A 24,548-nucleotide genomic window follows, 5' to 3' on the forward strand; every position below is an offset into this window, starting at 1 on the left:
ACCTTGAACCTCACCCGGAACGACAACGTGGAGTTCGCACCTCCCCCACCCTGGAGGGTGACCGACGCACCCGCGGGCTTTTGTTCCAGGATCTCGAAGTAGGTGGGGTCGGGCGTCCCGATGGACGAGAAGGTGATGGAGCGCGAACCCGTGTTGGTCACCGTCACCGTGTCTTCTACACTCGTCCCCGCCCGTTGTGCCCCGAAGTTCAACGTGGGGTTGGCCGGCAGTACAGGCTTGTTCGCACTGCCCGTGAGGTGAATCACTTTGCTGCCGTTCTTGGGATCCCCCTGGATGCCGAGGACGAGATCTCCGCTGACCTCCTCCTCCGTGTCCTCGGGCCCTTGGAAGATCACATTGATCGTCTCCTCGAGCCCTCCTGGGATGAAGATGGGACCTGCCGTGGTTGGATCCAGGGAGAAGCTTGGGTCCGAGTCGGCGGTGAACGAGGGGGTAATCGTGAGGGTATCACGTCCCGCGTTGTATATCTTCACGCCTGATGTATGGCTGCTCTTCGCACGAACCAAACCGAACTCGAGTGCGTTTTTGTCCACCTGCGTGACGAACTCCACGCCGGTGCCAGAGAGATCAACGGGCAGCACTTCCTCCATGGCGTCACTGGTGATCTTCAACTTGCCACTGAACGGGAGTACCTTGTCGCCAGGGGCGAACTTGACCTTGATTTGCAGGGGCGAGGCACCCATCCCCGCTGGATCCACGACAAGTCCCGTGTCCGGAACGGTTGGCTCGACGAGGATGAACCCTTCACTGACTTCGATCTTGGAGATTGTCAGCGATGCGGCGCCACTATTGATGACATCAACCGACTTGGGATTGCTCTCCGTGCCGATCGCCTGATTGTCGAACTCCAGTTTCGTGGGAACTGTCTTGATATGTCGTTCGACAACGGTCAGTTCGAGGTCGACGTGCGAAATGCAGTAACCATCGTTCTCCGGTTCCAGCACGAACAGATTGCCCTGCGTTGTTCCCGCGTCCGCCCCTGCCCCTGCGTCCGTTCCGCTCGTCGTCCCCCCATCCGTCCCCGCTGCCGCGCCCGTATTGGTAACCCACGCTATCCCCTGAGCCTTGTCCGAGACTGAGACCGCGAAACCATTCGCCCCTCCATCTGGAGAGTCGCACTTGTAGCCACTCGCAGTCTGATTCGTGCAACCCCGGGTCGTCGATGAGATATTGGGTTTGCTTGGATTCCCAGTCGTCAGGGGAAGACTGTTCAGTTTGACGATAACATCGTCGCTACCCCCGTTGACCGTGGCGCCATACACGTTGGCCTTGGCACCAATGACGACCAGTCCGGGCGGGAGGGTATAACCAATGGGCCGCTTGAATTCGGGAGAGGTCCTGGATTCTGGACAGCTATACTGATTGGAGGTTCGGCACCGCAGACAGCCCGTGCTATTCCCAGGCCCCCCTCCGTCCCACTCCAGTCTAAGAGCCGAGTCGTTGCTGCGGGTGATGACGCGAGTCCCTGCGTCGGGGTTGATGACGAGAGCCCCCTCCATGGCGTTCACCCGGAGCGAATCCTCGAGCGCGGCCTTTCCGGCGTCGCTTGGCCCGCAGGACACCAGGCCGCCAAGGAGCAGCAGAGCCAGCACATAGAATCGGAGCACTTGTCACTCCCCACGAAAAGAGCGGTAGAATTCTACCCGATCATGAGCTTACCTTCATTCCCGATCCGAAGCGCAATCGCCGCGACACTGCTGGGCTGCTCGCTGGCCGCCGCGCAATCCGGGGATCGGCTGCCGGGCTTCGAGCTGGAGCGGCTGGATACGAACATCGGGCGTGGCACCCTGCTGGTCGGCAACGGGGAGCTGTTGGTGCCCACCGGGCTGAACGTGAGCCTGCTGGGGCACTACCAGCGCCTGCCGCTCGTGCTGCGCGACGGCCAGAATGATCTCGAGATCGTCCAGCACCGGGCCACCGCCCTGCTCTCGGCCAGCTATGGAATCCTGCCGTGGTTGGAGGTGGGCGCGCAGCTACCGATCGTGCTCTTCCAGCAGGGGACGAACCCCAACGACGTGGGCCTGGCGGAGTTGACGGCGCAGGGCTTGGGGACGCCCGTCCTCCAGACCCGGTTGGGTGTGCTGTCGCGGCGCCGCCGTCAACCGGTGGACCTGGCGGCTGACCTGGGCGTGGGTCTTCCGTTCGGCACGGGAGCCGCGCTGGCCGGTGATGACGGACTGCGCTACCACGCCCGGATGACCGCGGGAATGGAGCTGGGCTGGCTGCAGACCTCGCTGGAGGCCGGAGTCCTCTTCCGTCCCAACATCCTGCTGCCCACGTCGGATTCGGATGCGGAGATCCGCGAGGGGGCGTCCACGGAGGTGCGAATCGGGGCCGCGCTGGCCACGACGGGCAAGGGCCTGAGGGGAGAGCTGGGCCTGCGGGCGACATTCGCCAACCCCAAACCCTCCGTCGAGCTGCTGGGAGGCATCCGCTTTCCGCTCGTGCCCGGGTTGGAGGCCTTCATCCTGGGAGGTCCGGGATTCGGGTCGGCGCTGGGGACTCCTCTCTACCGCGTGCTCACGGGCATTTCCTTCCGCAGCGAGCCCCCGCCCAAGATCTCCTTCCTGGATGCGCGCGCGGATCAGGAGCTCCAACTCGTCCTGGCCACGCCCCCATCCACCTCCGACGAGCAACCGGTCCGTCCGGTCGCCGCCTGGGAACTCAATGCCCTGGGGCGCGGAGAAGCACGGGCGGCTGACGGCGCGGCGCCCCCCACTCCTCCCAAGCCCCACCAGCCCGGTCCCCAGGAGAAGGTCGTGCTTCGTGGGGAGCTGCACTTCGCCCGGGGCAGCGCGGAGCTACCGGGAGTGGTTCCCCTCCTGGATCAGGCCGTCCTGCGGATGTCGGAACACGCCAACACGGGCCGCATCCTCATCGAGGGGCATTCGGACAAGGACAGCGCCGACTCGTTCATGGCGGTCCGGCGTGCGCAGGCGATCCGGCGCTACTTGATTGATCAAGGAATTCCCGCGACACAGGTGCGCATCCAGGGTTTTGGCTCGGACTGGCCCGTCAGTGCCCAGCCCGCCACCGAGCAGGAGCGGCAGCTCAATCGCCGGGCGGAAGTGCTCGTCATCACCGACTCCGCCGCGCCGCTCACCACCGGGGCAACTCCCCCGTAGTCGTGCTCTACCCGCCGCCCGCAACCCACACGGGAAGGCGGGTGGGCGGATTCATCGCCGCGCGGAAGGAAGGGCTCCGATGCGGACCAGGAAGCGCGTCTTGCGATCCATTTCCCGCTGTATCTCATCCAGGTGCCGGGACACGGCCCGCTCAGGCGTCCTGGAGGGAGAGGACGGGCTCCCTCCCCGTACGGGTACGAGGCCAGGAGTACTCATACTTCGCGGCACCACCATGTCCACGCGTGGGGCTGCCCCGTCAGCCACGCCACCCGGCTCGCGCCGGACCAGCGCTGGACGGACAGGCAGCGGCGGGACCCGGTCCACGACCGCACGACCGTAGATCCAAGCCCCACACCTCCAGAGGACGTCGTAACGTTGGTTGAGCAGCGTCCAGAACCGGTCCCGCATCTCGATGGCCCGGAAGAGCGCGTTCTCCTCCTGCCTCGCGCTTCCCGATTGCCCGAGAACCATGCGCACCTGTCCGACGAGCTGCTCCACCGCGTCGACCTCGCCCGGGGTCACGGGAGAGCGGCCCGCGATTCTCGCCGCGTTCCGGCGGAACAACGCCACGAGCGACAAGCAGTCCTCCAGGACATCCTGTCGCGCATGCAACCAGACCTCGTCGATGTCCGCGTCGGGCAGGAGATGCGACTCGGCGAAAGCATCCGCGGCCTTGCGCAACCTGCGCCGCTCCTGTTGAGCACGCTCGAACAGGGAGCCGAAAGAGGCCGCCTCGCGCTCCCGTTCCGCCCGGAGCGCGGCGAAGGCCAGGCCCTGCACGAGGCGAGGGAGCAGCGAGAGTTCCCCGACATCGACGTGAGGCAACCCACTCACGCTCTGAGCCCCTCCCCCCAGGACCTGCTCCACCGCGTGACTCACACCGTGGTAGGCGAGGACGATGTCGGCGCAGCACTCCTCGATGAAGCCGGGCTCGAGGGCCTTGGCGGCGGAGAGGAAGGCCTCGTAGGCCGATTGAGAGCTGATGCCCTCGAGTGCCAGGGTATCCACCCGCACCGCCCCCGCTGACTCTGCCCCCTTGGCGGCATCTGCTCGCATGGGCGGCAGATTATCGGGAGTGATCCAGCGTCGCAACGCACCGGCCACCAGGCAGGACGGCGGGCGAAGTAGGTCCCAGTCCAACTCGATCGATTTCGTCCTATCATCCGGCCGCTCGTATGAAAGGAGTCCATACCTCATGAAGTTCAGCAAGGCTCTCCCATGGCTTCCGTCGCTCCTGGTCCTCGCGGGATGCCCCGGTGAGCCGGATCCCAAGCCGCCCCAGCTCGACAAGGTGGCCGTCTCCTGTACTCCCACCACCCTGATGGCCGGCCAGAACGCACAGTGCTCCGCCACCGCCACGGACCAGAACGGTCAACCCTTCACCGTTTCCTCCTACACCTGGACGTCTGGGGACGAGACCCTCGCCAAGGTGGATGCCTCGGGCAAGGTCACCACCGTGGTCGTCTCCAGCGGTACCGTGGCCATCCGCGCCAGTGCCACCTCGGGTGACACCACGCAACAGGGCGAGGCCTCTCTCTCCCTCACTCCCAAGCCGCCCACCGAGCATTCCACCCCCGTCTCCGGCACGGAGACCTGGCGGACCTCCGACAATCCCCACCTTGTGAAAGCCCCGCTCGTGGTGGACGGAGGCGCCACGCTCACCCTGGAGGCGGGGACCGTGGTGCGCTTCGCCCCGGGTGCGGAGCTGCGGGTGACCCAAGGCTCCCTGCGGGCCTCTGGCACCTCGGAGGCCCCCATCCTGCTTCAGGCCCAGAACGGCGCCACGCGCGGCTCCTGGAACGGCGTGGTTTTCTCCTCCAAGGACAGCGCTTCGACGCTGGAGCACGTCACGGTGACAGGTTGCGGCCCCCAGAGCGCGGGCGCCTGCCTCGTCATCCGTGGCGGGGCGGCTCCGGTGCTCAAGGACGTAGCGGTGCGCGACAGCGCTTCCACTGGCGTCCTCGTGGCCAGTGACGGCAGTTCCTTTGGCGCCGGCTCGGTCCGGCTCTCCGTCTCGGGCAGTGAGGGCCCCGCGGTTCGAATCGATGCCAACCAGGCCGGCACCCTTCCCACGGGCGGCGCCTTCACGGACAACAAGCCCAACGCCGTGGAACTCACCGGCGCGCGGGTCTTACGCACCCAGACCTGGCCCAACCCGGGCATTCCCTTCATTGTGAATGAGGAGCTGACCGTCGGCGGCGAGACCACCCCGGCAACTCTCACCCTGGCCGCCGGGACGCTGGTGCGCTTTGGCGCCAACGTGGGGCTCGTCGTGGGCTCCAGGAGCATCCAGGGAGGACTGGTGCTGGACGGTAAGGCGGATGCCCCTGTCCTCCTCACCGCCCACGCGGACGCTCCACAACCGGGCCATTGGCGGGGTGTCCATGTGATGACCGCCTCTCCCCATGCTGGCCGCATCTCCCATGCAACCATCGAGTACGCAGGCAAGGAGCCGAAGCCCGACGATTTCGTCACCCCAGGACGGGGTAACCTGAACCTCTATGGTAAGGGAGACTTGGCCTCTTCCTTCTCCGTCAACGATCTCATCACGCAGAAGAGCAGCGGGCCCGGCATCGTCCTGTTGGAGGGAGGCTATTTCGCCGAGGGCTCGGCGCGACTGACGTCACGCGACAACGCTACCTATCCCATCTTCATGATGCCCAATAACGTCCGCACACTGCCTTCGGGGCTCAACTTCCGGAACAATGGAATCAATGTGCTGGCGCTCATGGACGGAAACATCATCGAGACCCAGACATGGCCCAACCTGGGACTGCCCTATCTGCTCACCAGCACGGTGTTCGTGGGTTTTACGCCCCCCCCCACGTTGACCATCGCCGCCGGGACGGAGATCCAGAGCGCTCAAGGCTCGGCACTCCTGGTCGGGGCTCAAGCCAACAGGCCGGGTGTCCTGAAAGCCGTGGGCACCGCGGACGCCCCCATCCGCTTCATTCCAGACATCCCCAACGCCCCCAATGGGCATTGGGCCGGACTCCATTTCTGGCAGGCCACGGGAAGCCAGCTCAACCATGTGCTCGTCACGCACGGGGGCGGGAACGGCGATCCCTTCTTTAGTGACGTCATCTATGGCTCGGGCAATGTGAACGTCCACATGCAACTCGGGACGGAGCCGAAGTTCCTGACCAACAGCACCTTGAGGAGTGCACAAGATTGCGCGGCCACCCGAGACAGTGGGATTACCGACTACCTCAGGGATCCCTCGTTTAACAACAACTTCACCGACAACCCGAACGATGCGCTGTGCTGGAATTCAAAGCCTAACTGAGTAGCCCGTGTCCGCCTGTCCCCGGCCAGCGCTACCTGCTGGCTGGGGTTCGGGGCTTTGCTGAAGTCCAAGCTACAGCTTGGCCGGAGTGATGCTGAAGGTGACGGTGCCCGAGCAGCTACCGCTCGAGAAGCACCCGGCACGCAGCTCGTAGGTGCCGGTGGTGGCCGCCGTGTACTGGATGAAGGACGCCGTGCTACCACAGTTGTCGTCGTTCCCGAACACCTGGAAGCCACCGCCGAACAATCGCAGGTAGGTGTCGCCCGAGGCGGACGAGCCCGGCACGCCGCAGGTCCCCACCTTCAACATATCCCCGGCGTTGAGCGTGAAGGTGCGATTGGTGGTGTTCTGCTGGGCGCTGTTGGTATTGGACGCACTGTAGGTGAGTGGGCTCGTGCCGGGGGGCGGGAGCGTGTCAAAAGTGAGCAGGTCCATCGTCGTGTAGGTATATTGGGTATTGGCCTGATAGCCTCCCGCCACGAGCAGCGAGCCATCCGTCAGTACATCCAGGGTGAAGCCGTGGCGTGGGATACTGAGCTGTCCCAGCGTGGTCCACCGTTGCTGAGCAAAGTCGAATTGCTCGAAGGGCATTGGCACTCCGAAACCACCCCCCACCACAATGGGCTGGCCATTGACGAGGGCAAGCCTCCCCATGTCATGGGGGCTATTGGAGCGCGGCAGGAGCGTCCAGGTATTCGAGGAGGGAGTGTACACCTGGGCGACGAGACCGCGGCTGAGTTCATTCGACGTGCCCACGAAGACACGCCCATCCGGAAGAAGGGTAGCGATCGGGGTTGGGCTGTCCTGGAGCAAGGGCGCCAGGACGGACCAGGTGCCCGTGGACGGCGTGTAGACTTCCAGCGCCCGCCGGTTGTCGTTCGACGTGAATCCTCCCACCGCCAGCACCCGGTTGTCCGGGAGCTTGACGGCCGCAGCCGAGGTTCGTCCGAAGCTCAGAGAGCCCGTGCGCATCCAGGAGTTGGCGGAGGGATCGAACAAGTAGGCACTCGCGTCGGCACTGGTCCCTCCCGCAACCAGGACGCGGCCATCGGCCAGTTGAGCCACGGCCATCCCCCAGTTGCGGGCGGGCATGGGTGCCAGCAGGGCCCAGCTGTTGGTGGAGGGGTTGTACTTCTCCACGGAAGCGATGGCTGAGCCGTTCGCCACCCCACCCAGCACCAATAGCGAGCCATCTTGAAGGGTCAGACACTCATGCGAGCGCCGAGCGACGTTCATCGGCGCCCGGAACGACGTGGTCCTTGTCCCCGGGTCGTACACCTCCGTGGTGGCCGTGACCTCAATGCTGGTGTTGATGAACCCTCCCACGAAGAGCACCTTTCCATCCGGCAATCTCATGGAGCAGTGCTGAGCACGCGCGATCTGCAGCGGTCCCACCGTCTGCATGGCCTTCTGCTCGACGCTCGCCAGGTGCTGCTCTTCCGGGGCCTCGCCCGGACCACACGCGACAAGTCCTAGGCTCAACGCCGTCATGAGGTAACGCTTCCACATGTGTCATGCCCTCTCACTGCGAATGACAGTCATTAAGGACTGCACTCGCAGTACATTTGATTGAAATCGAAGACGCAGTGAGCCGCCGACCATGCAGGCCGGGACAGGATTCACTCGTGTCGAAGGACCGGTCCCCCCGGGAGCGGACGAGCGTCTTGTACCCAAGAGCGCCAGGTTCGACTTCCGCGAGGGCGACAACCGGTTGAGTGGGCGCGCCACGGCACGTCGATACTCAAAACCCGCCCGGGGGCCCCGATTCGGGACCACCCTCGGGCGGGAGCGCCATCAACGGCTAGACATCAAGACGGCTTCAGCTCCCGCTGGAGCGCCGCCAGCAGGTTGAGGGCCTCGAGCGGCGTCAGCTCGTCCACCTTCGTGGCCTTGAGCGACTCCAGCACCTTCTGCTGCGCGGGCTCCAGCTTCGGCCCGCCTCCGCCGAACAGGCCGAGCTGACCCGGTGCCGGCGCCGACGACCGGGAGCCGCGCCGCGCCAGCCGGGGCTTCCCATTGTCGTCGAACTCCCCCGACTCCAGGTTCTGCAGGATGTCCCGCGCCCTCGCCACCACCTCCGGCGGCAGGCCCGCGAGCCGCGCCACCTCGATGCCATACGAGCGATTCGCCCCACCCGGCACCAGCTTGCGCAGGAAGAGCACCTTGCCCCCCTGCTCGCGCACGGCGATGCACAGGTTCTTCACCCGCGGCTTCTCCCGCGCCAGGTCCACCAGCTCGTGGTAATGCGTGGCGAAGAGCGTGCGCGCCCCGCTCTTGTCGTGCAGGTGCTCGGCCACCGCCCACGCGATGGACAGGCCGTCATAGGTGGACGTGCCCCGGCCAATCTCGTCCAGCACCACCAGGCTGCGCCGCGTGGCGTGGTGCAGGATGTGGCTCGTCTCCGTCATCTCCACCATGAAGGTGGACTGCCCCCGCGCCAGGTTGTCCGCCGCCCCCACGCGCGTGAAGATCCGATCGCACAGCCCAATCCGCGCCGCGCTCGCCGGCACGAACGAGCCCACCTGCGCCATCAGCACCGTGAGCGCCACCTGCCGCATCACCGTGCTCTTTCCCGCCATGTTCGGGCCCGTGATGATGAGGATCTGCGACTCGCCCGAGTCCATCTTCACGTCGTTGGGGACGAACGCCTCCCCCGCCCCCAACATCCGCTCCACCACCGGATGGCGCCCGCCCGTGATGCTCAGCACCTCGGAGTCGTCCACCACCGGCCGCACATAGCCGTACTCGGCCGCGCACCGCGCCAGCGACAACAGCGCGTCCGCCGTGGCCACCGCCTCCGCCGCCGAGCGCAGCCGCGGCGCCTCCTTCACCACCTGCGCCCTCAACTGCTCGAACAACTCCAGCTCCAGCGTGCCGCGCTGCTCGTCCGCCGTGAGGACCTTCTCCTCGTACTCCTTGAGCTCGGGCGTGATGAAGCGCTCGGCCCCCGCCATCGTCTGCTTGCGGATGTAGTCCGCCGGCACCAGGTGCAGGTTCGACTTCGTCACCTCCAGGTAGTACCCGAACACCCGGTTGTAGCGCACCTTCAGTGAGCTGATGCCCGTGCGTTCCTTCTCGCGCGTCTCGAGCACGAGCAGGTAGTCCTTGCCTTGCGTGGCGAGCGCCACCAGCTTGTCCAGCTCGGCGTGGAAGCCCGGGCGGATGAAGTTGCCCTCCTTGAGCGTCGCCGGCGGCTCGTCCACCACCGCGCGCAAGAGCAGCTCCGTCAGCTCCGGCAACGCCCCGAGCGGCCCGCCCAGGGCCTTGAGCAGCCCCGCCTCGCAGCGCGCCAGCACCGCCGCGAGCCGCGGCAACTGCGCCAGCGACACCGCCAGCCCCCTCAGGTCCCGCGCGTTGCCCGCCCCCAGCGACAGCCGGCCGCACAGCCGCTCGATGTCCCCCACCTCCTTGAGGGCCCCCGTCAGCTCCTCGCGCCAGACGCTGCGCTGCGACAGCTCCTCCACCGCGTCCAGGCGCGCGGTGATCTCCGGCCGCGAGCACAAGGGCGCCCCGAGCCAGCGCGCCAGCTTGCGCGCCCCCAGCCCCGTGGCCGTTCGATCCAACACCCCCAGCAGCGAGCCCTTGCGCCCACCGTCGCGCAGCGTGCGCAGCACCTCGAGGTTGGCCCGCGAGGACTCGTCCATCAGCAGGTGCCCGCCGCGCTGCTGGCGGCTGAGCCTGTCCACGTGCGCCGCGTCCGTCTTCTGCGTGTCCTTGAGGTAGCGCAGCGCCGCGCCCGCAGCCCCCGTGGCCAGGGGCGCGTCCTGCAACCCGAACGCCTCCAGCGACTGCACCGCGAAGTGGCCCCGCAGGAACGCCGCGGCTCGCGCGGGCTCGAACGCCGCCTTCTCCAGCTCCGCCACCGCCGGCGCGCGCGAGAGCCGGGACACCACCAGGGCCGTCTCCGGCGAGTCCCGATGCCCCTCGGGCACCAGCAGCTCGCGCGGCTCCACCCGCGCCAGCGCCTCCACCAGCTCCTGCGTCGTGTCCGCCTCCAGGGAGAAGAACTCCCCCGTGGACGCCTCCAGCAGCGCCGCCCCGAAGCCCTCGGCCCCCGGGTACACCGCCGCCAGGAAGTTGCTCGCGCGCGGCTCCAGCGCCTCCTCGTCCAGCACCATGCCGGGCGTGATGACCCGCGTCACCTCGCGCCGGACGATGCCAGGGCCCGCCCCCGGCTCGTCCACCTGCTCGCAGATGGCCACCTTGAGCCCGTGCTCCACCAGCCGCGTGATGTAGCGCCGCGCCGAGTGGTACGGCACCCCCGCCATCGGCACCTTCTCCGCGTTCTTCGCCCGCGCGGTGAGGGTGATCTGCAAGAGCTCCGAGGCGCGCACCGCGTCCTCGAAGAACATCTCGTAGAAGTCCCCCAGCCGAAAGAAGAGGATGGCGTCCGGGTTGAGCGCCTTCACCTCGAGGTACTGCCGCATCATCGGGGTGAGCGCGCCGATCTCCCGCGCCCCGGCCGAGGGCTCGCCCGCCCCCTCCACCGTCGCCTCGCCCTCGTCCCCGCTGCCCTTGACTGCCTTCGCCTGCGTCGCGCCCATCGCCGCCTCTTGTCTCACGCGTCCCGTCGGGGATCAACAGAACATCTGACCTCCGCCGTCCACCCGTTCACGCCTACTCCGCCCATGGGCCCACGCTCGCACGGAGGGCAGACATCCCGGGTTGGGAAAAATCGGTATGAGCCCCGACCAAAAGCGTAGCCCCGAGGGAGGAGGTGTGCGAACTGTCCCAACCATGGACCCTCGCCCCGTGCCTCCCGTCCCCCGGCTGTTCCGGGCCGCCGTCGCGCCCGTCCAGGCCTTCTTCAAGCTCGAGGCCAGCAGCGGCATCCTCCTGGCGCTGTGCGCCGTGGCGGCCATGGTCTGGGCCAATTCGCCCTGGGCCCATGGCTACGAGGCGCTCTTCGAGACCCCCTTGGCGCTCGGCCTGGGCGAGGCCCTCTTCCACTTCACCGTGCGTGAGTTCATCAACGACGGGTTGATGGCGATCTTCTTCTTCCTCGTGGGGATGGAGATCAAGCGCGAGCTGGCCACGGGCGAGCTGCGCTCCCCCTCCCGGGCGCTGCTGCCGCTCATCGCCGCGCTGGGTGGCATGGTGGTGCCGGCGGCCATCTACGCGGCGTTCAACGCGGGCACCCCGGCACTCAAGGGCTGGGCCATCCCCATGGCCACCGACATCGCCTTCGCCATCGGGTGCCTCACCCTGCTCAAGGGGCGGGTGAGCCATGGCCTGGTGGTGTTCCTCACGGCGCTCGCCATCTTCGACGACATCGGCGGCATCCTGGTCATCGCCCTCTTCTACGGCACGGGACTGCACGTGTCGTGGCTGCTCGGGGCGCTGGGCATCACCCTCGTGCTGGCGGCCTGCAACCACTATTACGTGCGCAATGGCGTGGTGTACGCGGCTCTGGGCACGGCGCTCTGGTACGCCCTGCACCACGGCGGCATCCACGCCACCATCGCCGGAGTCATCACCGGCATGATGATTCCCGCGCGCCCCACGCGCCGCGGCCGGGAGGTGCTGCAGGAGCTGCACGGGTTCGTCGATCGGATCCTCAACGAGCCCGAGGACGAGGAGGTGCGCTCCGGCCAGCTGCTGTACATCGAGGAGCAACTGGAGGACATCGAGCCGCCGCTCACCCGCTTCGTGCACCTGTGGCACGGCTGGGTGGGCTATGGAATCGTCCCCCTGTTCGCCCTGGCCAACTCCGGCATCTCCGTGCGCGGCATGCACCTGGCGGATCTGCTCGCGCCCCTGCCCCTGGGGGTGATGGCCGGTCTGTTCCTGGGTAAACAGGCGGGCGTCTTCCTGTTCACCTGGGCGAGCGTGAAGGCGGGGTTCGCGGAGATGCCGGGCCGGGCGCGGCTCGGGCAGTTGCATGGGGTGGCGGTGGTGGCGGGCATCGGCTTCACGGTGGCGCTGTTCGTCGCGGGGCTGGCGTTCGCGAGCGAGCCGCAGCTCCTGTCGGAGGCGAAGCTGGGCATCCTCTTGGGCTCGCTCTTGTCCGCGGTGGTGGGCTACCTGCTGCTGCGCTTCGCTCCGAGCCCTCCCGCGTCCGAGCCCGCACCGGACCCGAGGACGGACGCGCCCTGAAATTCTTGGGGTTTGCCGGATGCCCGGGCCCGTGGAAAGGTGCCGCCCACCGTGCTCTTCCAGGACTTGAACCGCCTCCGGCAGATTGGGGTCATCGCAGCGCGCCACGGCTTCGGCGAGTGGTTCGAACGGGCCGGGGTGTGGCGGCTGCTCGGGCGCCGCGAGAAGGTGGAGGTCTCCGCCGAGACCCAGCGCGCCAGCACCGCGCGGCGCTTCCGGATGCTCCTCAATGACCTGGGCCCCTCGTTCGTGAAGCTCGGGCAGGTGCTCTCCACGCGCGCGGACCTGCTGCCCGGCGAGTACGTCGAGGAGCTGGCCACGCTGCAGGATCACGTGGAGCCCTTCCCTCTGGAGGAGGTGTACACGCGCATCCGCGAGTCGCTCGGCAGCGACGCCTCAGAGCTCTTCCGGGAGATCGATCCCAAGCCCCTGGCCGCGGCGTCCATCGCCCAGGTACACCGCGCGGTGACGCTCGAGGGCGACGAGGTGGTGGTGAAGGTGCAGCGGCCGGGCATCGCCGAGCAGATCGACTCGGACCTGGCCGTGCTGCGCTCGCTCGCGCGGCTCTTGGAGGCCGTGGTGGAGGAGACGAGCATCTACTCGCCCACGGGCATCATCGACGAGTTCGACCGGGCCATCCACGAGGAGCTGGACTTCGTGCACGAGGCGGCCAACATCCGCGCCTTCCTCGAGAACCACCGCAACCGGCCGTACATGACGATTCCGCGCGTGTACGAGGCGCTCAGCAGCCGCACGGTGCTGACGATGGAGTTCGTCCGGGGCGTGAAGGTGAGCCAGGCGCAGCTGTCCCCCGAGGATCGGCGCGAGGTGGCCGGCCACATCCTCGACACGAGCTTCCGCCAGCTCTTCGAGGACGGGCTGTTCCATGGGGATCCCCACCCGGGCAACCTGCTCGTGCTGGAGGGCAACCGGCTGGCGCTCTTGGACTTCGGCGTGGTGGGCCGGCTCACGCGCGTCATGCAGGAGACGCTCGTCATGCTGGTGATGGCGGTGGCGCTCAAGGACAGCGACTCGGTGGCGCGCATCCTCTACCGCGTGGGCGCGCCCGACTCGCGCGCCAACCTGATGGGCTTCCGCAACGACATCGAGACGTTGCTCGGCAAGTACCTCACGACGACGCTGGGCGAGGTGGACTCGCGCAGCCTCATGCGCGACCTGTTGGACCTGGCGGTGCGCTACCACATCCGCGTGCCCAAGGAGTACGCCCTGCTCGGCCGGGCCTCGGTGGCCACCGAGGGCATCCTGCGCAGCCTCCACCCGGACATGAACGTGCTCGAGGTGGCGATGCCCTACGCCAAGGAGCTGCTCGCGGACCGGTACGATCCGAGCCAGCTGCAGGGCGGGCTGATGCGCACCCTCTTGCGCTTCCAGTCGATGGCGGCGGATCTGCCCACGCAGCTGTCGCAGATCCTGTTGGATCTGGAGTCGGGGAAGTTCAGCGTGACGGTGCGGGCCGAGCAGTTCGACCGGCTCAACGACAGCCTGCGCAGCGCGGCGCTGGTGATGTTCCTGGGCCTGTGCGCGTGCGGCACCATCGTGGGGGTGTTCATCTCCTTCGCGCAGACGGGGCCCTGGCAATTCCACGGCCTGCCGGTGCTGGGCCTGTTGGGGCTCGCCCTGTCGGCGGGGCTCTTCGGGGCCACCTTCACCTGGTTCCTGTTCGGCAAGCGCTTCGGCAAGGTGCGCGTGAGCCGGTGGCTGGGCAACAAGAAGCCCCCGCGGTGAGGAGTCAGGAACGGTGCCGCTCGGCCACGCGGTACAGCCAGGTGAGGGAGTGGTCCAGGATCGACTGGCGCGAGCGCATGTAGTGGCGTGCCCGGACGAAGGGAAACCAGACACGGCTGCCCACGAGCACCTGGGCCTCCTCGAGTTTCCGACGCGGGATCCACTGGCCGCCGAGGTGGCGCACCAGCACCTCGCCCAGGTACGCGCCCACCGCGGGGATCGCGTATCGCTCGATGGCCTCCGGTAGATGGCGCGTCGGGAAGTCCTCGTGCCAGAAGTGGAAGTCGGCGTCCGTGAGCGACTCGGGCGTCGCCTCGAAGACGGAGGGCGCCTTGGTGTGCAACAAGGCCACGAGGTGCTCGGCGAGGGTGTCGTAGTGCTCGCGCGCCGCTTCCGGGTCGTCCACGTCCGAGGGCAAGGTGGAGGTGGCCGGAGCCCACTCCTCGGGCTCGGGTGGCTGCCAGGCGTTGAACCCGGCGATCTTCCGCTGGCGTTCGTAGCTGGCGACATCGTCCACCACTCGGGAGAGCAGCGGCGCGAGGTCCGGGTGGAAGCGGGGCTCCACGGGCGCGAGCAGGGCGCTGCGCTCGCGCAGGGTGCGCAATACGGTGTCGAAGTCCAGATCCGGCCGGAGGTGGGCATGGGCTCGGGCCTGGGCGAGACGTGCCTCGTCACTGGCGAAGTCCGCGGCGGTGGGCCACGTCACCAGGAGGACGCAGCCATTGGGAAGTTCCTCCACCCTCCAGGCGGGCGTGGACAGCACGCGCTCACGGCCAATGGACTGCACCAGCTTGGGGCCGAAGACGTTGAGCCAGAACACCTCGTAGATTTTGTCGAACCCGTCTCTTCTTCGAGTCTCGTCATCGCGGCCAAAACTGGGAGCGTCCGCCAGATTCGAGTCATCGGAGCTGTGAGCGGAGGCATGAGCGACCGGATAGCGACAGGCCCAGACGCGCACCATCTCCACGAACTTCCGGCAGCGCTCCGCCTCCGCGAAGAAGGAGAGCGGCTTCACGTTGATGAGAACCTCCAATTGGGGCGGGCGCGGTGGGTGCCTTAGCCCAAAATAACCGTCCAGCGCGGGCCACTCCGTCCGGTAGAGCCCAAGGTCCGAGCTATTCCCATCGTGCCCCTCCTCCAGCGCCTGCCAGAATGAAGCACGAGAATATTTGCGTTTTCTCTTACCCTTGACGACGTTCGGCATCCATCCATCAGCGTACTCCTCGAGCGCTTGGAGAAAGGGCTTCAGCTCACTCTCCCTCGCGGCATGAGGATCCACGTCACCTGCGAAGTCCAACCAAATGCTGTCCTCCTGCTTCAAATCATGCACGCTCAGCGTTTTCATTGGACCAGCACCTCCACTCCCGAAAGCGACTTCTCCCTCTTCAATGATGAGCACATCCACGAAGCGCAGGCCCGTATCCGGCTTTCTCACGCCCACATAGGTTTCAATGCGAGGTTTGTTGAAGTCCCCGAGGAATCGGCGCTGGGCCCTCGGTAGCGCCGCGTCGGCCTTCAGCCGCTCCACCATGGTGCGCTCGAAGGCCAGCCCCCGGGTGAACCATCCCCACAGCCGCTCGTAGGCCTCCCAGCGCAGAGGACCCTTGGAGGCCTTGCCCTCCTTTATTTCCGCCAGGCGCCTCTGCCCCCTGGCCCGTCCCGGCCACCAGGCCGTAGAAGCCCAGTGGCACTCCGAAGGTCATGTGGTCCACGACGCCCACCGCCACGGAGCCCGCTGAGAATCGCTGCTCGAGCTGCTCGTGCTCCACCGCGTCGAGCGCCCGCTGGTAGGGCGGCGGCAGTTGGGCCTTGAGCGCCTGCAACGCCATGAGCGTGGATTGGGCTCCATTCACCACGGGGATGGTGGACAGCGCGTCCTTCGCCGCGCGGGACAGGCCTCGGCCCACGTCATTCCATTGGAAGTCACGCTCGGGATGAGACGAAGGCTCGAGGCCACGAGCCTTCAGCGCGGGGCCCAGGGAGGGCAGTTGCTCGAGCAGTTCCGTGAGCTGCTTGTCCTGGGCGAGCAGGCGGAGGATGTCCCTCAGGTCATCGTCATGGCAGGAGTCGAGCACGAAGTGGGCGAGCACCTCGGTGTTGGCGGCGCCGTAGTGCTCCAGCGATTGGAGCAGGAAGACGGTGCGCTGGCGGTTGAGCGGGCCAGATGCCTCCTCGCACACCGGCCCCAGCGCCCCGAGCCGCACGGCGCTCCATGGATCCAACCGCGCCACCAGCCGGGGCATGTCCACGCGCCGCTGCAAGGCGAGAAAGTCGCCGGGCGAGGCACAGGAGAGGAAAGGCTCCAGGAGCGCCTGGGAACCGCCAGAAGAGAGGTTGGGCCAACCTGGAGCAAGGGTCTGGGTGGCACAAGTGGACACCTCCCCAGCCACGCCGCCGGAGCCGCCAATCGCGCCCGTGGCGCAACCCGCCAGGAGCAGGAGCGAGGCGAGGGCCAGGCGTGCCGGGCTCACCCACACCCTCAGGGCCCGGCGAGCCCGGGCTTGTCTCCCTCGGGAAGAGGCGCATCCCCGGAGGAGCCACCCAAGCGCCGCCCCAGCCGCGTCTTCATCCGGTCCGCCACCACGTAGAAGGCGGGCACCACCAGCAGGCTGAGCACCGTGGACAGCGACAGTCCTCCGAGCACCGCCACCGACATGGGGGCGCGTGTCTCGCTGCCCGCGCCCAGCGCCAGCGCCGCCGGCACCGCCGCCATCATCGTGGCCAGCGTCGTCATGAGGATGGGCCGCAGGCGCACCGGCCCCGCGCGAAGCATGGCCTCGGTCGCGTCCGCCCCCTGCTCGCGCTGCAACAGCGCGTAGTCCACCAGGATGATGGAGTTCTTCTTCACGATGCCCATGAGCAACAGCAGGCCGATCATGCTGAAGATGTTGAGCGTCGTGCCCGTGGCCGCCATCGCGAAGGCCGCCCCGGCGATGGACAACGGCAGGATGGTGAGCACCGTCACCGGGTGCAGGAACGAGTTGAACTGCGAGGCGAGCACCATGTAGGCCACGAGAATTCCCAGCACCAACGCGAAGAGCAGGCTGCTGATGGACTCCTGGAAGGCCACGCTCGAGCCGCCGAACACCACGCGCGTGCCTCCAGGCAGCTCCTGGGCCAGACGCTCCACCGTGTCCATCGCCTCCTGCTGCGTGGCGCCCGGGGCCACGTTGGCGAAGATGCTGATGGCACGCTCGCGATCCCTCCGGGTGATGGCCTGCAGCGCCGGGCGCTCCTCCTGCGCCACCAGCGACGACAACGGCACCAGTTCACCCGACCCGGTCCGCACCTTGAGCAGAGACAAGTCCTCCGGCCGCGCGCGCTGATCCTTGAGCAGGCGCATGCGCACGTCGATGCGCCGCCCGCCCGTGCTGTACTTGCCCACGCGCACCCCGCCCACCAGCGAGTTGAGCGTGCTGCCCACCGTCTCCATGGACACCCCCAGATCCGCGGCGCGCGCCCGATCCGGGGTGATGCGCAGCTCGGGCATGCCAATCTGGTAGTCGGTGTCCACGTCCACCACCTTGCCGCTCGCCTGGAGCTGCTCGCGAATCTGCGTGCTCGCCTCGATGAGCCGCTCCCAGTCCGCGCCACGCACGCTGAACTCCACCGGGAAGCCGCGCGAGGCGGTGAAGCCACTCTGCGACAAGTCCATCACCACCGCGCGCAGCCCCGGATAGGAATTGAGTTCCTTGCGCAACACCTGCTGGAACTCGGCCTGGCTCATGCGCTGATCCGGCGGCACCAGGGTGACGTTGAGCATGCCACCATTGACGCTGCTCACCCCGCCACCACCGCCCACCACCGCGTAGAGCCGCGCCACCTCGGGCCGCCCGAGCAGGAAGGCCTCGGCCTTCTGGAACAGCCGGTTGCTCTCCTCCAGCGTGCTGCCCACCGGCGTCTGCATCCGCACCATCAACCGGCTCTGATCCTGCGAGGGCACGAACTCGCTCGACAGCGTCTTGAAGGCCAGCCCGGACACCGCCAGCAGCACCACCGCCCCGCCCAGCACCCACCAGGGATGGCGCAGCGCGCGCGCGAGCACCCCGCCATAGCGCCCCTCCAACCACTGGAAGGCGCGATCCACGGCGAGCCCCACCCGGCCGCGCCCCTCGCGCCCCGTCTTGAGCAGCTGCGCGCAGCGCGCCGGCGCCAGGGTGATGGCCTCCACGTACGACAGCAGCACCGCCACGCACAGCGTGACGCCGAACTGGAGGAAGAACTTGCCGATGATGCCCTTCATGAAGATGACGGGCAGGAAGATGGCCACCACCGCCAGCGTGGCCGCCAGGGCCGCGAAGGTGATCTCGTGCGTGCCCTCGCGCGCGGCACGTACCCGGTCCGCGCCCTCCTCCGCGTGCCGGAAGATGTTCTCCATCACCATGATGGCGTCATCCACCACGATGCCCACCGCCAGTGACAGCCCCAGCAGCGTGAAGGTGTTGAGCGTGAAGCCCAGGAAGTAGATGACCGCCACCGTGCCGAGCAGCGACATGGGGATGGCGAGGATGACGTTGAAGGTGCTCGAGAGCGAGCCGAGGAACGCCCAGCACACCAGCGCCGTCAGGAGGCACGCGAGCAGCAGCTCGAACTCGATCTCGTGCACGCTCTCCTCGATGAACTGGGTGGAGTCGAAGTTGACGCTCACCTCCAGGCCCTCGGGGGCATCCGCCTGGATCTGCGCCATCTTCTCGCGCACGCCCTGGGCCACCGCGACGGCGTTGGCACCGCGCTGCTTCTTGATGCCCAGGCCCTGCGCGGGCTCGCCGTTGACGCGCGCCAGGCGGCGCTGGTCCTCGAAGCCATCCTCCACCAGCGCCACGTCGGACAGGTAGACGGGTGCCCCCTCGGCCTCGCGCACCACGAGGTGGCGCAGCGTCTCCAGATCCAACGCCTCGCCCATCACGCGCACGTTGATCTCCCGGCCCTCCGCCTCGATGCGCCCGGCGGGCAGCTCCACGTGCTCGCGTTGCAGCGCGGCGAGCACGTCCGCGACGGTGAGCCCCCGCGCGTCCAGCTTCGCCGCGTCCACCCAGATGCGCACGTTGCGCTCCAGCGAGCTGTTGAGCGCCACCTCCCCCACCCCGGGCACCGTCTGCAGCAGCTCCTTGAGCCGGTAGCGGGCGAAGTCGGAGAGGTACTGCGGGGAGAAGGGACCGGACACGCCCACCGTCATGATGGGCTGATCCTCGGGGTTGCTCTTGGAGACGACCGGCGGATCCATGTCCTCCGGCAGCCGGCGCTGGGCCTGGCTCACCTTGGCCTGCACGTCCTGCAACGACAGGTCCACGTTGCGCGCCAAGTCCAGCTCCACCGTGATGGAGCCGCTCGACTGCCGCGCGCTGGAGGTGATGGACTTGACGCCCTCCACCTGCATCACCGCTTCCTCCAGCGGCTCGATGATGTCGCTCTCCACCGCCTCGGGCGAAGCGCCCTCCCACGTCACGCCGATGCTGATGACGGGGTAGTCCACATCCGGAAACTGGCTGATGCCGATGCGCTGCGCCGCCACCAGCCCGAAGGTGATGGTGGCCGCCATCAACATCCAGGCGAAGACGGGTTTCTTGATGCAGACCTCGGTGATGTTCATCGCACCGCTCCCGTGCCGCCATCCGTACTCATCACGCGGGGCTCGCCGGTGAAGGACGGCTCGTCCCCCTTGGCCAGCCGCACCGCCACGCCCTCCTTGAGGGCCTCGCCGCCCCGCACCACGAGCTGCTCGCCGGGCTCGAGCCCCTCCCGCACCTCCACGCGCCCATCCGCCGTGCGCAGGCCCAACTCCACCACGCGCTCGCGCGCCTTGCCCTCGCGCACCACGAAGGCCAGGAAGCCACGCTCACTCGGGCGCACCGCCGTCTGGGGAATGACGGGCGCCCCGTGGGCCGTCTCCACCGGAACCCTCACCGAGGCGAACGAGCCCGGCCGCAGTCCCTGGGCCTCCGCGCCTGCCACCTCGGCCATCACCTTCACCATGCGGCTCGCTGGATCCGCCGCGTCCGCCACGTGGATGACGCGGCCCTCGTAGGCGCGCCCGTCCCCGCGCACCGTGAAGCGCGCCGGCATGCCGGGCTTCACCCGCCCCACTTCCGCCTCCGCCACGGTGAAGTGCAGGAGCAGCGGCTCGCGGCGCAGCAGCGTGGCCAGCACCGTGCCCGGCTGCACGTACTGCCCCGTCTGCACCGTGCGCGTCTGAAGCACCCCATCCAGCGGCGCCTTCACGTACGCGTCACGCAGGTTCAGCTCCGCCTGCTCCACCGCCGCCTTCGCCGCCGCCGTGTCCGCCGCCGCCCCGAGCGCCAGCGCCTCCGCGCTCTCGAGCTGCTCGGCGGGCAGGAGGCCCGGCTTCACCTCGTTGACCGACGCGCGCCGCTGGGACGCGGCCTGCGCCTGCATGCGCGAGGCCTCGGCCCGCTCCAGCGCCGCCCGCGCCGCGCGCACCGCGATGCCGTAGCGCGTGGGCTCGATCTCCGCGAGCACCTGCCCCTTCTTCACCGACTGCCCTTCCAGGAAGCGCACCTGCTCCACCACGCCCGCCACGCGCGCGGTGATCTGCACCTGCTCGAACGCCTCCACCGAGCCCACCGCGGAGATGACGTACTCCACGTCCCGCGCCGCCACGGGTTCCACCTCCACCGGGAACTCGATGGGTCCCCCCTTGCCCCCTCCCCGGCCGCCCCCCTTGCCGCCAGCGGAGGCCTCCCCGGACGGCTTGCCACACGCCAGGGTCAGGATGAGCGCGATGCCCAGCCCTCGTGTCATCCCATGCCTGCTCACTTACGGCTCCTTCCCAAGGGGATCGAGTCCCACCGCGGCCCGCAGCTCCAACAGGGCCCTGCCCAGCGCGTACCGGGCCTGCGCCAGGGAGACCTCGGCCTCGTATTGACTCACCTGCGCGTCACTCAATGCCAGCGAGGACGCGAGTCCCTGACGATACAGGATGCTCGTCTCCTCGGCGTTCTGGCGCGCGGCCCGGACGGCCACCTCGCCGCGGGCGAACGACGCCTGGGCGGTGCGCAGCGACACCCGCGCGCTCTCCACCGCCACGTCCACCCGCCGCTCGCGCGCCACCGTCTCCCACTCCAGCGCCCGCGCCAGGGCGAGCCGCTCGTGGCGATCCGCGTAGCGCTCGCCCCCATCGAACAGGGTCCAGGACAGCTCCAGCGCGAGGAACCCATTGCCCGTGCGCCCGGACAGACCCGACTCGTTGTTGAAGGTGTACTGCGCGGAGGCGGAGAGCGCGGGGAACAGCCGCGCCAGGGGCTCGCGCGCCAGGGCCCGCTGCTGCTCCACCCGCAGCCTCGCGGAGAGCAGATCCGGCCGACGCTCCAGGGCCCCCTGCTCCAGTCCCGCGAACGCGTCCACGGGGCGCGAGGCCTCGCCGAGCAACGTCTCGGGCGGCGCCAGCGGGCCCCGCGTGGGCGTCACCAGGAGGTAGCCCAGCTCCAGGCGGCTCGTCTCCGCCTGTCCCACCGCCTCGGCGAGCGTCGCCTCCGCGGTGGCCACGTCCAGCTCCGCGCGCGTCACGTCATTGGTGCTCGCCAGCCCCGCCGTGGCCCGCGCCCGGGCATCCTCCAGCGACTGCCGCGCCAGGGCGAGCCGGCGCTCGGCCGCGTCCGCCACCTGGAGCTGCCCCAGGGTGGACAAAAAGGCATTGGCGGCCTGGAAGGCCACCTGCCGGCGCGCCTCCCGCGCATCCAGGGCCGTCGCCTCCTGATCCCTCGCCGCCGCCTGGTACAGCGGGAAGCCGCGCGCGTCGAGGAGCGGCACCCGCGCGGCGACACTGGCGCCCAGGGCGTTGGCACGCTGGACGACCACCGTCTCGCCCCCCACTTCCCGTGTCAGCTCCTGCGGACGGCGGGTGTAGGTGCCACTGACGGAGAGTCGCGGCAAGAAGAAGGCCCGGGCCTTGGCCACCCGCGCCTCGGCCGCCTCGGCCCGCGCTCCGGCCGCCCGCGCCGTCTCGTTCTGCTCGGCCGCGAGCGACACCGCGCGCTCCAGCGTCAGTGGCTCCTCGGTGGATGGGGCCGACGAATCGGTGTCCCCCTGGGCCCACACAGCGGGCGCACACAAGACGAGCCAGGCACAGATGGGGACGGCGAAGGCGGAACGCATCAAGGGCATGAAGGGGGCAGGGGGCGATCGGCCCCCATACAGGACCTGGGCGGACGCGGCCATGGGAAACGCCCGGGGGTGGACGCTGCACCAGGCATCGGGGCTGAACACGCCCGGAAATGGACGGGCCCTGCGTTTATTCCTGGTGACGGTCGGACTGCCGTGGCTCACCCTTATGCTGAAATTGACTTTGATTATCGATTTCAACTAGGACGCGGAGCGTCACCTCGTCGAAGGGGCCGCGGATGCGCTGGATGGGATGGGTTCTCGGGTTGCTCGTGAGCGTGCCGGCGCTGGCACGGCAGGGCGAGCCGTCCGTGGACGGAGGGATCGCCGAGGAGGCGCCGGTGATACAGACGGTGGTGACGGCGTCGCGCTCGGTGGAGCGGCTCCAGGACACCCCGGTGGCCGTCGAGGTCATCACCCGCAGGGACATCGAGGCCACGGGCGCGAGAGACCTGGCCGAGGCGCTGGGCGCGCGGCCGGGCCTGGAGTTGCGGCGCGGCTTCGCGGGCACGGAGCTGCGGGTCCAGGGACTGTCCCCCGAGTACACCCTCGTGCTGGTGGACGGCGAGCGCGTGACGGGGCGGCTCGGCGGGGCCCTGGACTTCTCCCGGTTCTCCACGGAGGACATCGAACAGGTGGAGATCATCCGGGGCCCCTCCTCGGTCCTCTATGGCAGCGACGCCGTGGCGGGCGTGGTGAACATCATCACCCGCAAGGCCCAGCGGCCGCTGGGGGCCACGGCCCAGGCCTCGCTCGGCGGCCTGTGGCAGTTCGAGGCGGATGGCTCCGCGGAGCTGCGCGGCGAACGGGCGGGACTGCGGCTCAGTGGCGGCTTCCAGCGCCGGGATGGCTATGACCTGACCCCCGACACCCCGGCCACCACGGGCAGCTCGCTCGAGGGCTTCCAGGTCTCCGGGCGCGGCGACGTGCGCGTGACGGACGCGCTCCGGCTCGAGGCCCGGGCGGGCGCGTCCCGGCAGGTGCAACGGGGCGTCGACGAGGGCGTGGCCGGCGCGCTGTTCGATCGCGCGAGCCAGAACGAGAGCCAGGAGGTGACGCTGGCCCCCTCGTGGGTGCTCTCCCCCACCGGCTCGCTCCAGCTCTCGGGCCGCTACTCGCGCTTCCGCCATCGCTACGTGTCGGATCAACGCCAGTCCTCCGCGCTGGATCAGGTGGAGGAGACGCGCGAGCAGATGGCGCGGGTGGGCCTCCAGCTCGACCAGACCCTGGCCCAGGCGCACCAGCTCGTGGTGGGCGTCGAGGCGATTGGCGAGACGCTCGACTCCGATCGGCTCTCCAGCCCGGGCCAGCGTGGCCGGCTGTCCCTCTACGGACAGGACTCCTGGAAGACGCCCCTGCCGGTGGCGCTCCACGTCGTGCCCGGCCTGCGGCTGGACGTGGACTCGGAGTTCGGCACGGTGCTCACCCCCCGGCTCGCCGTGCGGCTGGAGCCGGTGGAGGCGCTCACGGTGCGCGCCAGCTACGGCCTCGCCTTCCGGGCGCCGAGCTTCCAGGAGCAGCTCATCGACTTCGAGAACCCCAGCGTGGGCTACGTGGTCGCGGGCAACCCCGCGCTGCGCCCCGAGCACTCGCGCGGCGCGACCGTGTCCGCGGAGTGGCGCGTCGGCAGCCGGAGCCTCCTGTGGACGAACCTGTTCCGCAACGACCTCTCCGACATGATCACCGTGGTGCAGGATCCACTCTCCCCCACCCTGCGCTTCAGCTACGACAACGTCGCGCGCGCCACCGTGCAGGGCGCCGAGGTGGGCTTCAAGCAGCGGCTGCCGCTCGGGGCGTGGCTGGACGTGGGTTACACGTTCATCCACGCGCGGGATCTCGAGGAGGACCGCCCTCTCGAGGGACAGAGCGCGCACCGGCTCACCACGCAGCTCGGCCTGCGCTACCGGCCCTGGCGCCTGGAGGCGTCCGTGCAGGGCTCCTGGGTGGGCCCCCGCCCCTACTACCAGGCCCCCGACGGCACGGCGCGAACCGTCCTCGCCCCCGCCTACGCGACCCTGGACGCGCGGCTTGCCCATGGGGTGCTGGAGTCGGTCCGGCTCTTCGTCGCCGGCCGCAACCTGCTGGGCGCGGGAGAGCCCAACTACCTGCCCATTCCGCCTCGCGCCTTCTACGCGGGGCTCATCCTCGACGTGTGA

The 24,548-nt window shown here is 68.6% G+C and carries 14 protein-coding genes; 5 read left to right on the plus strand and 9 right to left on the minus strand.

What is annotated here, in order from left to right:
- A partial coding sequence (locus D187_RS54955) for a choice-of-anchor D domain-containing protein (protein WP_155893299.1) occupies positions 1 to 1,628 on the minus strand: 1,628 nt, incomplete at its 3' end.
- Positions 1,629 to 1,670: 42 nt separating this feature from the next.
- On the opposite strand from D187_RS54955, the gene D187_RS49750 reads away from it, so the two are divergent.
- Positions 1,671 to 3,146: an OmpA family protein gene (locus D187_RS49750; RefSeq protein WP_002631283.1), complete on the plus strand. Its 1,476-nt coding sequence runs from the start codon at positions 1,671 to 1,673 to the stop codon at positions 3,144 to 3,146.
- A gap of 51 nt (positions 3,147 to 3,197) precedes the next feature.
- On the opposite strand, the gene D187_RS10335 is transcribed toward D187_RS49750, so the two are convergent.
- Positions 3,198 to 4,238, minus strand: a complete 1,041-nt coding sequence (locus D187_RS10335; RefSeq protein ID WP_245591672.1) for a hypothetical protein — start codon at positions 4,236 to 4,238, stop codon at positions 3,198 to 3,200.
- 103 nt (positions 4,239 to 4,341) lie between these two features.
- On the opposite strand from D187_RS10335, the gene D187_RS10340 reads away from it, so the two are divergent.
- On the plus strand, positions 4,342 to 6,432 hold the full coding sequence (locus D187_RS10340; RefSeq protein WP_002631281.1) for an Ig-like domain-containing protein: 2,091 nt from the start codon (positions 4,342 to 4,344) through the stop codon (positions 6,430 to 6,432).
- Between the two features lie 72 nt (positions 6,433 to 6,504).
- On the opposite strand, the gene D187_RS10345 is transcribed toward D187_RS10340, so the two are convergent.
- Complete coding sequence (locus tag D187_RS10345; RefSeq protein WP_081713646.1) at positions 6,505 to 7,941, minus strand: Kelch repeat-containing protein; 1,437 nt, start codon at positions 7,939 to 7,941, stop codon at positions 6,505 to 6,507.
- Between the two features lie 299 nt (positions 7,942 to 8,240).
- A complete protein-coding gene (gene mutS, locus D187_RS10350) occupies positions 8,241 to 10,862 on the minus strand; it encodes a DNA mismatch repair protein MutS (RefSeq protein ID WP_245591685.1) in 2,622 nt (873 codons plus the stop codon).
- A 307-nt stretch (positions 10,863 to 11,169) separates the two neighbouring features.
- On the opposite strand from mutS, the gene nhaA reads away from it, so the two are divergent.
- Positions 11,170 to 12,528 (plus strand): Na+/H+ antiporter NhaA, encoded by a 1,359-nt coding sequence (nhaA, locus tag D187_RS10355; protein WP_043429244.1) that lies wholly within the window; start codon positions 11,170 to 11,172, stop codon positions 12,526 to 12,528.
- A 51-nt stretch (positions 12,529 to 12,579) separates the two neighbouring features.
- Positions 12,580 to 14,274, plus strand: coding sequence for an ABC1 kinase family protein (locus D187_RS10360; RefSeq protein WP_043429373.1), 1,695 nt, complete (start codon positions 12,580 to 12,582; stop codon positions 14,272 to 14,274).
- A 4-nt stretch (positions 14,275 to 14,278) separates the two neighbouring features.
- Here the strand turns inward: D187_RS10360 and D187_RS10365 are convergent, their stop codons facing one another.
- The 5 genes from D187_RS10365 to D187_RS10385 all read right to left on the minus strand — a co-directional run bounded on the left by D187_RS10365 (position 14,279) and on the right by D187_RS10385 (position 22,395).
- Complete coding sequence (locus D187_RS10365) at positions 14,279 to 15,619, minus strand: hypothetical protein (protein WP_043429245.1); 1,341 nt, start codon at positions 15,617 to 15,619, stop codon at positions 14,279 to 14,281.
- Positions 15,620 to 15,722: 103 nt separating this feature from the next.
- Complete coding sequence (locus D187_RS54960) at positions 15,723 to 16,745, minus strand: hypothetical protein (RefSeq protein WP_002631274.1); 1,023 nt, start codon at positions 16,743 to 16,745, stop codon at positions 15,723 to 15,725.
- Between the two features lie 8 nt (positions 16,746 to 16,753).
- Positions 16,754 to 19,864, minus strand: a complete 3,111-nt coding sequence (locus D187_RS10375) for an efflux RND transporter permease subunit (RefSeq protein ID WP_002631273.1) — start codon at positions 19,862 to 19,864, stop codon at positions 16,754 to 16,756.
- Complete coding sequence (locus D187_RS10380; RefSeq protein ID WP_043429246.1) at positions 19,861 to 21,033, minus strand: efflux RND transporter periplasmic adaptor subunit; 1,173 nt, start codon at positions 21,031 to 21,033, stop codon at positions 19,861 to 19,863. The genes D187_RS10375 and D187_RS10380 overlap by 4 nt, the downstream gene beginning before the upstream one ends.
- A gap of 15 nt (positions 21,034 to 21,048) precedes the next feature.
- Positions 21,049 to 22,395: a TolC family protein gene (locus D187_RS10385; RefSeq protein WP_081713662.1), complete on the minus strand. Its 1,347-nt coding sequence runs from the start codon at positions 22,393 to 22,395 to the stop codon at positions 21,049 to 21,051.
- A 245-nt stretch (positions 22,396 to 22,640) separates the two neighbouring features.
- On the opposite strand from D187_RS10385, the gene D187_RS10390 reads away from it, so the two are divergent.
- A complete protein-coding gene (locus D187_RS10390; RefSeq protein ID WP_002631267.1) occupies positions 22,641 to 24,548 on the plus strand; it encodes a TonB-dependent receptor plug domain-containing protein in 1,908 nt (635 codons plus the stop codon).

The organism is Cystobacter fuscus DSM 2262, assembly GCF_000335475.2.
GTDB lineage: Bacteria > Myxococcota > Myxococcia > Myxococcales > Myxococcaceae > Cystobacter > Cystobacter fuscus.